The sequence below is a fragment of the Streptomyces sp. NPDC104309 genome, assembly GCF_055584025.1.
Map to the genome: position 1 here is coordinate 14,853 of NZ_JBVJMV010000067.1, position 12,658 is coordinate 27,510.

The 12,658-nt window shown below is 66.5% G+C and carries 6 protein-coding genes and 3 pseudogenes; all 9 read left to right on the forward strand.

Features of this window, described 5'->3' with window-relative positions; translation table 11 throughout:
• The first annotated feature begins 194 nt into the window (after window positions 1–194).
• Window positions 195–722, forward strand: coding sequence for an IPT/TIG domain-containing protein (locus ACZ68L_RS42990; RefSeq protein WP_469589373.1), 528 nt, complete (start codon window positions 195–197; stop codon window positions 720–722).
• Between the two features lie 94 nt (window positions 723–816).
• Window positions 817–3,339, forward strand: coding sequence for a Pls/PosA family non-ribosomal peptide synthetase (locus ACZ68L_RS42995; RefSeq protein ID WP_469589375.1), 2,523 nt, complete (start codon window positions 817–819; stop codon window positions 3,337–3,339).
• A gap of 63 nt (window positions 3,340–3,402) precedes the next feature.
• The gene (locus ACZ68L_RS43000) at window positions 3,403–6,657 is read left to right on the forward strand and encodes a non-ribosomal peptide synthetase (RefSeq protein ID WP_469589378.1); all 3,255 of its coding nucleotides are present in this window, start codon (window positions 3,403–3,405) and stop codon (window positions 6,655–6,657) included.
• Window positions 6,658–6,680: 23 nt separating this feature from the next.
• Entirely contained in the window at window positions 6,681–7,685 is a 1,005-nt protein-coding gene (locus ACZ68L_RS43005; RefSeq protein ID WP_469589381.1) for a TauD/TfdA family dioxygenase, read from the forward strand.
• Window positions 7,682–8,752 (forward strand): 2,3-diaminopropionate biosynthesis protein SbnB, encoded by a 1,071-nt coding sequence (gene sbnB / locus ACZ68L_RS43010; RefSeq protein WP_469589383.1) that lies wholly within the window; start codon window positions 7,682–7,684, stop codon window positions 8,750–8,752. Before ACZ68L_RS43005 ends, sbnB begins: the two co-directional genes overlap by 4 nt.
• Before the next feature lie 213 nt (window positions 8,753–8,965).
• Window positions 8,966–9,973, forward strand: coding sequence for a 2,3-diaminopropionate biosynthesis protein SbnA (gene sbnA, locus ACZ68L_RS43015; protein WP_469589389.1), 1,008 nt, complete (start codon window positions 8,966–8,968; stop codon window positions 9,971–9,973).
• Between the two features lie 294 nt (window positions 9,974–10,267).
• Window positions 10,268–11,287, forward strand: a pseudogene (locus tag ACZ68L_RS43020) (transposase); the annotation flags it as partial.
• 47 nt (window positions 11,288–11,334) lie between these two features.
• Window positions 11,335–11,467 (forward strand): annotated as a pseudogene (locus tag ACZ68L_RS43025) (transposase); the annotation flags it as partial.
• A gap of 51 nt (window positions 11,468–11,518) precedes the next feature.
• Window positions 11,519–12,532: pseudogene (locus ACZ68L_RS43030) on the forward strand (IS3 family transposase); the annotation flags it as partial.
• Window positions 12,533–12,658: the final 126 nt, after the last annotated feature.

Sequence of the window (12,658 nt, forward strand, 5' to 3'; positions counted from 1 at the left end):
CACTGAAATGGTGAACGGGCGGGTGCATATCCCTAGTCGAGGAAGTTGAGAACCGACGGCGCTTGCCGGTTCTTTTCCGTGCTCGAGAAGAAGTTCCGGCAGCTGGGGCCCGGGGCCGGGTCCCAGCCTTATGTGCCCGCGCCCCCGGACTCTCGGCAGCGCCAACAACTGCGTACTGCCACACGTGGCGTCACTTGACTTCGTCGACAACCGACCTTTCCGGCGGAAGCCGAACACTTGGGCCGGGCGCGCTCCGCCGGTCCCCCTATCTTCCATCGGAGAACAAGGAGCGTTGTACATGCCTCTCTCCCAACCAGGGCTCCACCGGCGGCGGAACCATGGTGACCATCACGGGAACGAACCTGCCCAACACGACCAAGGTGAAATTCGGCAGCAAACTGGCCGTCAGTATCACCCAGGTATCCCCGACCGGCATGACGGCGGTCTTCTCCTCGGTCATGGGCATGGGAACGGTCGGGGTCACCGTCACCGCCCCATATCCTGGCGCAACTCCTCCCGGATCAGGAACGGACCACTCGCACGCTGCACGGCGAGGCCCACGCGTAACTCATCGCCGTCGCGCCGGGCAGGATCCTGGGCGAGGAGTGACCCGGGAGGGCCACTGCTGGGCCATGCGACCGAGTTCGGGTGGCAGCCCGACGGTGGAAAGCCAAGACCGAGGCAGCGGTTCGGGATCCGGACAGCAGAACCCGACCTCGTGATTCCCGGACCACTTGCTCCAGCCATCGAAAATCGCGAGTACGGAGTGCCCACCGTAATGGCGACGGTACTCGAAAGTTCCTCAAGGAGCTCTGCATGGAGGAGAAATCCCGCGACGTCTTGACGCCCGGACCTGATGAATCCGCAATCGATACAAGCAGGTTCACCAGTCCGGAGACCGGCATCGAGAAAACCCTCGCCGAGGTGCTGGCCGACGTCATGTGCCTCGAACGGGTGTCGATCGACAGCCACTTCTTCGACGACCTCGGCGCCAACTCATTGGTGATGGCTCATTTCTGCGCACGAGTCAGAAAGCGAGCGGACCTTCCCTCGGCGTCGATGAAGGACATCTACCGGCACCCGACGATCCGCAGTCTGGCGACGGGGCTCGCGAACGCCGCCCCCGTCGAGCCGGCAGTCCCGGCGCCGTCCGAGGTGGTGACCCCAGTCGGCACTGTGCGGTACGCCCTCTGCGGAACCCTGCAGTTCCTGCTTTTCCTGGGATACTTGTTCCTCGCCGGACTTGTTGCCAACCGAGGCTACGCATGGGTCTCCGCCGGGTCAGGTGTGATCGATATCTACCTACGATCGTTCGTCTTCGGAGGCGTCAGCTTCGTCGGTCTGTGCACCTTCCCCATCGCAGCCAAATGGATCCTCATCGGCCGGTGGACATCACGAAGTTTCCCGGTCTGGGGTCTGACCTATCTGCGCTTCTGGACCGTCAAAGTGCTGATCCACGCCAACCCGATGATCTTCTTCGTCGGCAATCCCTTGTACGTGCTGTACCTGCGAGCGCTGGGCGCACGGATCGGCAAAGGGGTCACGATCCTCTCCCGTAACGTTCCGGTATGCACCGACCTCCTCACGGTCGGCGCCGGCACCGTGATCCGCAAAGACTCGTTCTTCCTCTGCTACCGGGCACACGCCGGGCGTATCCAGACTGGCCGGGTCACCCTCGGCCGGGACGTGTTCATCGGCGAGAAGACCGTGCTCGACATCGACACGTCGATGGGCGACGGGGCCCAACTCGGCCACACGTCCACGCTGTACAGCGGCCAGGCGGTCCCGGGCGGTCAGAGCTGGCACGGATCCCCGGCACAGCTCACGCAGCACGACTACCTGAGGATCGGGCCGGCCGCATGCGGCACGCTGCGCCGGGCCGGCTTCGGCCTCATCACCGTGCTTCAGCTGTTCTTCCTCTACGTGCCACTGTCTGTCGGGGGCGCGTACATGCTGGTGGCCCTCGTCCCGGCGCTGCACAACCGGCTGGGCACGGTGGAACTCACGTCACTGGATCTCTACATCGACGCGCTGCTCCTTTCCCTGCTGCTGTTCTTCGGCTTCGTCGTCGTGGGCCTGGCCGTGATGTTCACCGTTCCGCGCCTGCTGAACCTGGTCGTCAAGCCCAACAAGATCTATCCGCTGTACGGGTTCCATTACTCGGCACACCGGGCGATCGGGCGCATGACCAACATCAAGTTCTTCACATGGCTGTTGGGGGACAGCTCCTACATCGTCCACTACTTGCGCGGCATCGGGTACGACTTGTCCCGGGTCGAGCAGACCGGGTCGAACTTCGGCACGGAAGTGCAACACGAAACCCCGTTTCTGTGCTCGGTCGGGAGCGGGACGATGGTCGCCGATGGGCTCTCCGTCATCAACGCCGAATATTCGAGCACGTCCTTCCGGGTGTCCCGGGCCTCGATCGGGTCACACAACTTCCTCGGGAACAACATCGCCTATCCCTCGGGGGCCAGGACGGGCGAGAACTGTCTCCTCGCGACGAAGGTGATGGTTCCGCTCGAAGGCGAGGTGCGTGAGGGAGTGGGCCTGCTCGGCTCACCATGCTTCGAGATTCCCCGGTCGGTCGAGCGCGATTCCCGGTTCGACCATCTGCGCACCGGCGAGGAGCTGCGCCGCAACCTCGCCGCGAAGAACCACTACAACATCCGCTCGATGGTCTTCTTCCTGCTCGTGCGGTGGCTGCACTTCTTCGTGCTCACGATGCTCGGCCTGGCGAACGCCGAGCTGTACGACTCCTACGGGCATGTGCTGATCGCCGCGTTCCTGGTGCTCAGCCTCGGGTTCACCGCCCTCTACTTCGTACTGGTGGAACGCGGCATCGCTGCATTCCGCGCGCTGCAACCGCAGGTGTGCTCCATCTACGACCCATACTTCTGGTGGCATGAGCGCCTCTGGAAGGTGCCCGACATCTACCTCAACATCTTCAACGGCACCCCTTTCAAGAATGTGATCTGGCGCATGCTGGGTGTCCGGATCGGCAGCAGGGTCTTCGATGACGGCTGCTACATGACGGAGCGGACGCTCACCAGCGTCGGGAACGACTGCACGCTGAATGCGGGAAGCAAGATCCAGTGCCACTCGCAGGAGGACGGCACCTTCAAATCCGATCGCAGCACCCTCGGCGCCGGCTGCACCATCGGCGTGGGAGCCCATGTCCATTACGGCGTGACGATGGGCACCGGCGCGGTGCTCGCACCCGACTCCTTCCTCATGAAGGGCGAGGAGGTCCCCGAGCACGCACGCTGGGGAGGAAATCCCGCCACGGAGATGCGAGTCGCCCCTCATCAGCCCGAGGCGCTGACGCGAAAGGGATAGCAGCGCCGCCCTTGTCGGCGCTGAACAGCACGATGGCGAAGGCGAATGGAGAGGGACGACCAGATGGGAATGCAAGCGCAGGCCGACCGGGAGTTCTGGCGCGCTGTGCTCGTCGCCGGTGGATTCACCGAAATCCCGCGGTGGACGCGCAATCCGGAGAAGGGCATCGGCGAACACGAGGCGCCGATCCCGGACGACGTCGTCGCGGCGTTGGGCCGACTGGCCGAAGACCTGGCGGTACCACTCGACTCGGTGCTGCTGGCAGCGCACTCCAAGGTGCTCGCCGCGCTGTCCGGCGAGCACGAGGTCGCCACCGGATACGTCACCGCTGAGGGCGGCCGACCGCTGCTCTGCCGGCTGACGACCGAGCCCGACTCGTGGCGGACGCTGCTGCTGGACGCTCATCGAGTCAAGTCGGACCTGCTGTGGCACAAGGACTACCCGGTCGATGAGCTCAGGTGCGAACTGGGCCTGGCAGAGCCGTCGATCGAGGCTGTGTTCGATCCGCACGGCGTGGGCGGCGAAGTCGCCGGTAGCACCATGCTGTGGGTGGGATTCTCGCAACGCGGCCGCCATCTTGTGCTGCGGCTGCGCTATCGGACCGACGCGCTCGACGAGGACTGCGCCGTCAGGATCGCCGGTTATCACCTCACCGCACTCGCGCTGATCGCCGCCGATCCGGACGCCGAGCACGGGCGGCAGAACCTGCTCTCCGCCGAGGAGCTCCATTTCCAGCTCGAATCACTCGCCGGCCCACGCCGGGAACTGCCGGACCACCGGTTCCACGAACTGTTCGAGCAGCGGGTGGCGGCACACCCGGACGCCGTTGCCGCGGTGCATGGGGAGCAGCAACTGACGTATCGGGAACTCAACGCACGCGCCAACCAGGTGGGACGAGCCCTGCTGGCGCGGGGGCTGCGCCCCGAAGGTGTCGTCGCAGTGGTGACCGAGCGCAACCTGGACTGGATGGCCGCCGTCCTCGCGGTTTTCAAGGCCGGCGGCGTGTATCTGCCCATCGAGCCGCATTTCCCGGCCGACCGTCTCGCGACCATGCTCTCCCGTGCCGCATGCGGGCTCGTGCTGACCGAACCCGGCAGCACTACCACGCTCGACCCGGCCCTCGACTCGCTGTCCGGGGTCCAAAAGCTCTTCGTCCGCGCAGCCTACGAGGAAGACCACGCCGACGATGATCTGGGCCTCCGCATCGCACCGGACCAGCTCGCCTACATCTACTTCACCTCCGGCTCCACAGGTGAGCCCAAGGGGGCGATGTGCGAGCACGCGGGCATGCTGAACCACCTCTACGCCAAGATCGACGACCTGGAGATCGGCGAGGGACAGGTGATCGCCCAGACCGCACCCCAATGCTTCGACATCTCGCTGTGGCAGTTGGTGTCCGGGCTCCTGGTCGGGGGGCGGACCCTACTGGTGGAGCAGGAGGTGATCCTGAACATCCAGCAGTTCGTCGACAAGATCGTCGGCGGCCGGGTCGCCGTCCTCCAGGTCGTCCCCTCCTACCTGGACGTGGTCGTGTCCTGGCTGAAGCAGCACCCCCGCGAGCTGCCGGACCTGCGGTGCGTGTCGGTCACGGGCGAGGCTCTGAAGAAGGAGCTCGTGCAGCGCTGGTTCGCCGCCCAGCCCGGGATCAAGCTGGTCAACGCCTACGGGCTGACCGAGACCTCGGACGACACCAACCACGAGGTCATGGAATGCGTGCCCGACGGAGACCGGGTCCTGCTGGGTCCCGCGGTCAACAACGCACACGTCTATGTCGTCGACGAGCACCTGATCCCGGTGCCGCTCGGTGCCCCCGGCCTGATTGTCTTCTCCGGCGTCTGCGTCGGCCGCGGATACGTCAACGACCCCGAGCGCACCCGGCAGGCCTACCTGGCCGATCCGCACCGTGAGGGCGCCCGCCTCTACCGGGGCGGCGACTACGGCCGCTGGACGCCCGAGGGAAAACTGGAGTTCCTCGGCCGCCGCGACACCCAGGTGAAGATCCGTGGCTTCCGGATCGAGATCGGCGAGATCGAGAACACTCTGTTGCAGGTGCCCGGTGTTCGCGACGGTGCGGTCGTGGTCACCGAGCGGGCCGACCGGAGCAAGCACCTGGTGGCGTTCTACTCCGGTCGGCGGCCGCTCGAGGTCGACGTCCTGCCGGACCGGCTCGGTGAGTCGCTGCCCGCGTACATGGTCCCGTCGGCCTTTCACTGGCGGGAGGCTCTGCCGCTGACGGCCAACAGCAAGATCGACAGAAGGACCCTGCAGGCACTCGCCGGAGAACTCGAGGTTGTCCGGGACGACTACCACGCGCCGGATACGCCGACCGAACAGCAGTTGGCGGCCGCATGGGCGAAGGTCCTCGGCATCCCGCAGGACCAGGTCGGACGGCGGGACCACTTCTTCGACCGGGGCGGCACGTCGCTGTCGGCAGTAAAGCTGGCCATCGTCCTGGACCGTGCGGTGTCCCTCAAGGATGTCACCGGTCACCCGATCCTCGCCGATCTGGCCGGGCTGATCGACGGCAGGTCCGTGCGGCGTGCCGGGCTGCTTCAGCCGCTGTCGGAAACGGACGGCGCGCAGACCGCAGCCCTGGTGTGCTTCCCCTATGCCGGCGGCAACGCGGTGAACTTCCAGCCGATGGCCGGAGCGCTGCCGGACGGTGGACCGGCGGTCTACGCCGTCGAGCTGCCCGGTCACGACGTGGCCGCCGACAGCGAGTCGCTCGTGCCGATGACCCAGGTGGTCGAGCAGGTCGTCGACGAGATCACCGGGCGTGGCCTGACCGGGGTCCTGCTGTGGGGCCACTCCTCGGGAACCGCGCTGGCCGTGGAGACGGCCAGAAAGCTGCGAGAGCGCGGAGTGGACGTCCAACGGGTGTTCCTCGGCGCGCAACTGCTCGGGAACGCCGACGACCGGCACGCCACCATCACCGAGCTGACCGGGCGGAGCAACGCCGAGATCGCCGCGAGCCTGAGCACGCACGGCGGCCACACCTCGCTCGGTGAGCTGAGTGCGCAGCACGCCGAGCACGTCGGCGCCGCCTACCGGCACGACTGCGTTTCCGCACACCACTACTTCGCCGACGTCCTGGAGCACCCGCCGGCGCAGAAGCTCTCCGCGCCGGTCACCGTGGTCGTTGCCGCGGACGACCCGAGCACGGCGGAATACCCGCGCCGGTACCTCGACTGGCAGCTGCTGGCCGAGCAGGTCGACCTGCACGAGCTCTCCGACGGCGGCCACTACTTCCTGCGCACCCGTCCGGCCGAGGCAGCAAAGGCCGTGCTGCACTCCGCCGAATTGTCCGCTTCTTCCTGAGTATCGGCTGAAAGGAAAACGAGATGTCGTTCACATCCACCGCGTTGCTGGTCGACGGGGGACTGAATTCCGGCGCACCCCCACGGGTGCGGGCCGAGGCCACTGGCGACGCGCCGGCCTGGGCGGCCGAGCACCGGGACGTGCTGCGCGCAGTCGTCGCCGAGCATGGTTCGGTTCTGGTCCGTGGCCTCGGGCTGCGCGATGCGGCCGAGACCGGAGCCGTCTTCTCAAAGCTGGCCACCGGTCTGATGACCGAGCGGGAGGCCTTCGCACCCCGGCAGGCCTACCCCGACGGGCTGTACTCCTCATCGAAGTGGCCGCCGAACCAGCCCATGTGCATGCACCACGAACTGAGCTACACGCTTGAGTTCCCCGGCCTGATGATGTTCGCCTGTCTCAGCGCGCCCACCGACGGCGGGGCGACCGCGGTGGCCGACTCACCGACCGTGCTGGACGCGCTGCCCACCGAGTTGACCGAGCGGTTCGAGCGCGAGGGCTGGCTGCTCACCCGCAGCTACAACGACGAGATCGGCGCGTCCATCGCCGAGGCCTTCGGCACTGACGACCGGGGCGCCGTCGAGCGCTACTGCCGCGCCAACGCAATCGCGTTCGAGTGGCAGCCCGACGGTGGACTGCGCACCAGACAGCGCCGTAGCGCCGTGGTGCGCCACCCGGTCACCGGCCGACGCTGCTGGTTCAACCAGATCGCGTTCCTCAACGAGTGGACGATGGCCCCCGAGGTGCACGAGTACTTGGTGGACGTCTACGGCGCCGACGGGTTGCCGTTCAACACCCGATTCGGCGACGGCGATCCGATCGGCGAGGACGTCGTCCAGCTGCTCAACAGCGTCTACGAGGCGAACACCGCACACGAACCGTGGCAGGCCGGCGACCTGATGCTCGTCGACAACGTCCGCACCGCGCACAGCAGGGAGCCCTTCGAGGGACCGCGCGAGGTGCTCGTCGCCATGGCCGAACCGGTGCGTCTGGCCGACTGTTCACCGACCGTGGAGGTGACCACGCGATGACCACTGTCGATTCCACCGCGAGAGAGTCCGCAAGCGTCGAACCGATCACCGTGCCACCGTTCGCGGTGATCTCCGGTGCCCAGGTCCGGCGGACGCTCCACGGATGCGAGAAGCGGATCACGGAGTTGGTCGAGACCACCTACCGGGTGCACGGCGCCGGTGATTCGGTGAACCCGCCGTCGTACTTCCTGCGTTTCCCCGACCGCCCGTCCTCCCGGATCATCGCGCTGCCCGCCTCGATCGGTGGGGACACACGGGTGGACGGCCTGAAGTGGATCTCCAGCTTCCCGAAGAACGTGACGGCCGGCATCCCAAGGGCGTCGGCCGTGCTGATCCTCAACGACCATGACACCGGCTACCCGTTCGCCTGCCTGGAGAGTTCGATCATCAGCGCCACCCGGACGGCCGCGTCGGCGGCGTCGGCGGCCGACTGGCTCAGCCGCGACCGATCGCGACCGACACGCGTCGGGTTCTTCGGGGTGGGCCTGATCGCCCGCTACATCCACACCTTCCTGGTCGGTACCGGCTGGTCGTTCGACGAGATCGGCGTACACGACCTGTCCGCCGACAGCGCGGCAGGCTTCCGCTGCTACCTGGAGCAGTCGGGCACCAGCGGCCGAATCACCGTGCACGACAGCGCCGAGCAGTTGATCCGAAACAGCGACCTGGTGGTCTTCGCCACGGTCGCCGGTCAGCCGCACGTCAGTGACCTTTCATGGTTCGCACACAACCCGCTGGTGCTGCATGTGTCGCTGCGCGACCTCGCGCCGGAGATCCTGCTTGCCTCGACCAACATCGTCGATGACGTCGAGCACTGCCTCAAGGCCGACACGTCGCCGCATCTGGCCGAGCAACTCACAGGCAACCGGGACTTCATGCACGGCACGTTGGACGACGTGATGGCCGGGCGGGTGACGGTGCCGACGGACCGGCCGGTGGTGTTCTCGCCCTTCGGCCTCGGGGTGCTCGACCTCGCGGTGGGCAAGTACGTGTACACCGAAGTGGCTCGCCGCGGAGAGTTGCACGTCGTCGACAACTTCTTCCACGAACTGAGCCGGTACGGATGAGCAGGCCGAGAGTCCAGGAGGCTCCTTCAAGGCTGATCCCAGGAGAGACCACCGGTCACGTCGCAGCAGGTCCTGACACATGAGACAGCGGCCGCTGACGCAGGGCCCTCTCCCGCCTGGTTGGACACGGGGTCTCGCCCGCACAAGCGAGGAACGCGCCCGCGGCCGGGTGGAAGTTCCGATAGTGCTCTGCTCCAGACAGAGGAGACCATCGTGCCCGTCATTTCCGCTCCCTACGCCTTCAACGAAGAGGACCTCTATGTCGACCTCCGGTCGATCTTCGGGCACTCGCTCTTCCTGAAGTGTGAGGGCTTCAACTTCGCCGGCTCGATCAAGTTGAAGGCCGCGACCGAGATGGTGGAGGATGCTGAGCGGGATGGAATCCTGACGCCGAAATCGATCCTGGTCGAGTCCTCGTCCGGAAACCTCGGCGTGGCGCTGAGCGTGATCGCGGCAAGCAAGGGCTACCGGTTCCTGTGTGTGACGGACGCCCGCGTCAATCTGGCCAACAGAATGATGATGGAGGCGTTGGGCAGCCAGGTGCACGTGATCGCCGAACAGGAGGCCCACGGCGGTTTTCTCGGCGCACGGCTGGACCACGTCCGCGCGCTGTGCGCCTCCGACAACCGGTATGTGTGGCTCAGCCAGTACACCAATCCGAGCAATTGGAACGCGCACTACCGCACGACCGCGCCGGAGATCGCCCGTCAGTTCCCACGGCTGGACGTGCTGTTCGTCGGAGTCGGCACCACAGGGACCCTGATGGGCTGTGCGCGCTACTTCCGGAGATGGCACCGGCGGGTGCGGATCATCGCGGTGGACAGCGTCGGCTCGGCATCCTTCGGCGGTTCGCCGGGCCGCCGGATGATTCCCGGTCTGGGCACGAGCATGCGCCCGCCGCTGCTCGACGAGTCCTATGTCGACGAGGTGATTCGTGTCGAGGAGGCGGACACCGTACGTGCCTGCCATCGTCTGGCCAGGCGCGGATTCCTGTTCGGCGGCTCCACCGGCACGGTGATCAGCGCCGCAACGGACTGGATGGCCCGGCACGACGCGCACGAACTCACCGCAGTGGCCATCGGCCCGGACCTCGGCGAGCGCTACCTCGACACCATCTACCAGGCCAACTGGCTGCAGGGTTTCTACGGCGAGGACGTACTCGACTCCGACAAGGAGGCCGCCGATTCCAGGGCAGCCGCCCCCTCGCCGGTGACACCGTAGGGCCGTCGGCCGGACCCTGCTAGCTTGATCTTTAAGAGATCGTCTCATTTGGCTTGATGGGTAGTCTGTGACCGTGACGATCGTGGAGCGTCTGGTCCCGGACCAGTCGTGGGAACTGTTCGAGCGGGTGGTGCCGTCGGCTCCGGTACGGCCTTAGCTTGTCGTCTATGGTCTGGGGTCGAACGAGGCTCGAACTTGGCCAGCGTTTTCGCAGTTCAGCGGACGTGAAGGCGGCCTTCGTCTGATCCTGTGCTCCGTCACAGAGGTAGAGGAACCAGCGCGAAGGCCGGGGTCGTGAGTCTGGGGTATCGGGGCGTCCGGCGGGATGCGTTCGCGGAAGTGTCATGCTTCCGGACGGAGTTGTACGCGTGCCCGACCGCGCGGCGCGACGCGCTGTTCGAGTTATGCGACGCGTTGTTGTGCACGGACGGACCGGTGCGGACGCTGGTTGACCTGGCGCTGGCGCCGGAACACCGCCGCGGCCACGGCGCCCTCTATGGCGGCCTCAACGAGGGACGGATGGATATCTCCCGGCTGCGTCACGCGCTGGCCGGGATGCCGTTGCCGAGGGCGGCGGACGGTCGGATCGTGCTGGCTGCGGATGTCTCGCCCTGGCTGCGGCCGGATGCCAACACATGTGCTGGCCGGTCCTTTTGCCACGCGTTCGGTCGGGGGGAGGGCAAGCACCAGATGGTGCCCGGCTGGCCGTACTTGGTCGTAGCGGCGCTGGAGACCGGCCGAACGTCGTGGACGGCGGTGCTGGACGCTGTCCGCCTGGAGCCCGGCGCGGACGTCGCCGCGGTGACCACGGTCCAGCTCCGCGAACTGGTCGAGCGGCTCGTCGCCGCTGGCCAGTGGAAGCTGGGCGACCCGGAGGTCCTGGTCGTGCTGGACGCCGGCTACGACGCACCCCGCATCGCCCACCTGCTGAACGATCTGCCCGTGCAGATCCTCGGCCGGCTTCGCTCCGACCGGGTCATGCGCCGGCCGAAACCACCGCGGGTCTATGACCCCAAGGGCGGTCGGCCGCCCAAGCACGGCGGGTCGTTCGTCTTCGGCGACCCCGCCACTTGGAGCGCTGAGCAGGCAGTAACGGTCACCGGCACCCGCCTCTACGGGAAGGCGACCGCACAGGCATGGGACCGGCTGCACCCGCGGCTGACCCGGCGGGCGGCCTGGATCGACCACGGGGGGCCGCTTCCCATCATCGAAGGAACCGTCATCCGCCTGGTCGTGGAGAAGCTTCCCAGCGGCGGGGTAAACAAGCCGGTCTGGCTGTGGTGGTCGGGCACCGCTGAGGCTGATCCTTCGGAGTGGACACCCTGACAATGGATCCCGATGGTCCAGGGAGGGATGTCCAGGTGGGACGCAAGTCTCCGTATCCGGAAGAGTTCAGGAAGGACGCGGTCGCGCTCTACCGCGCCGCAGGCGACAGGCGCACATACGCGGCGCTGGCGGCGGACCTCGGCATCACCGCCGAGTCGCTGCGGACATGAGTCCGCAAGGAAAACGAGTCGCAGGAACTGCCCGAGCGCCGCGAGTCCGGCTGAGGAACTGGCCCAGTTGCGGGCGGAGAACACCCGGCTACTGAAGGCGGAGAAAGAGTGGCAGCTGGAGCGCGAGATCCTGCGCCGGGCAGCCGCCTATTTCGCCCGGGAGGTGAAGTGAGCTCCCGCCGCTGGGACTTCATCTCCGAGAAGCGCGCCGACTTCGGCGTGAAGCGGATCTGCCGGATTCTGGGCGCCTCCCGCTCCGGCTACTACCAGCACCAGGCCACTGCAGAAGCCCGCGCCGAACGAGCCGTCGAGGAAGAGCGAACAGTGTTGGAGATCCGACCATGCCGACCACCCGGGCGCCTATGGCGCCCCGCGCGTCCATGCCGAACTCCGCTCCCGCGGGAGAAAGATCAACCGCAAGCGCGTGAGCAGACTGATGAGGATCAACCGCATCGTCGGACGGCACCTGCGGCGCAAGAAGCGTACGACCATTCAGGACAAGACGGCCCCGCCTGTGCCGGACCTGGTGATGCGTAACTTCACAGCGGACATGCTCAACATCAAGTGGTGCGGGGACATAACGTACGTCGCCGTCGGCTCGACCTGGCTGTATCTCGCCACGGTCATCGACATCTGCTCGCGGCGCGTGATCGGCTGGTCGATCGCGGACCACATGCGCACCTCGCTGGTCACCGACGCGATCGAGATGGCCGTGGCCGCCCGCGGCGGCCAGGTCCACGGCGTCGTCTTTCACACAGACAGGGGCGCGCAATATGGATCGGCCGCCTTCGCCGAGGTCTGCCGTCGGCACGGCATCCGCCGCAGCATGGGCCGCGTCGGCTCAAGTTATGACAACGCCCTCGCCGAATCGTTCTTCCAGGGCCTCAAGCGCGAGTTGCTGCACGGAAGGCGCTGGACCTCGAAGGCGCAGACACGGCTGGAACTGTTCAGATGGCTGTCGTACTACATCCGGCGCCGCCGCCACTCAGCCCTCGGCTACCTCTCGCCAGCCGAGTACGAACAGCAATTGATCACATCACGTACGCTGTCACTCGTCGCGTGAAACCCGGTGTCCACCCCCAGGGATCAACCTCCAAGGCCGGGTAGTTAGCGTTTCTGCAGGTCATGCAAGGGAGTTGACGGGTTTTCAACGTGGAGCAACGGAGCTCGTTGGTACAGGCAGTCGTCC

What these genes read in the sequence shown, in the direction of transcription:
- ACZ68L_RS42995 (WP_469589375.1), top strand. Translation starts at nt 817, where the DNA reads ATGGAGGAGAAATCCCGCGACGTCTTGACGCCCGGACCTGATGAATCC.
- ACZ68L_RS43000 (WP_469589378.1), top strand. Translation starts at nt 3,403, where the DNA reads ATGGGAATGCAAGCGCAGGCCGACCGGGAGTTCTGGCGCGCTGTGCTC.
- ACZ68L_RS43005 (WP_469589381.1), top strand. Translation starts at nt 6,681, where the DNA reads ATGTCGTTCACATCCACCGCGTTGCTGGTCGACGGGGGACTGAATTCC.
- sbnB (WP_469589383.1), top strand. Translation starts at nt 7,682, where the DNA reads ATGACCACTGTCGATTCCACCGCGAGAGAGTCCGCAAGCGTCGAACCG.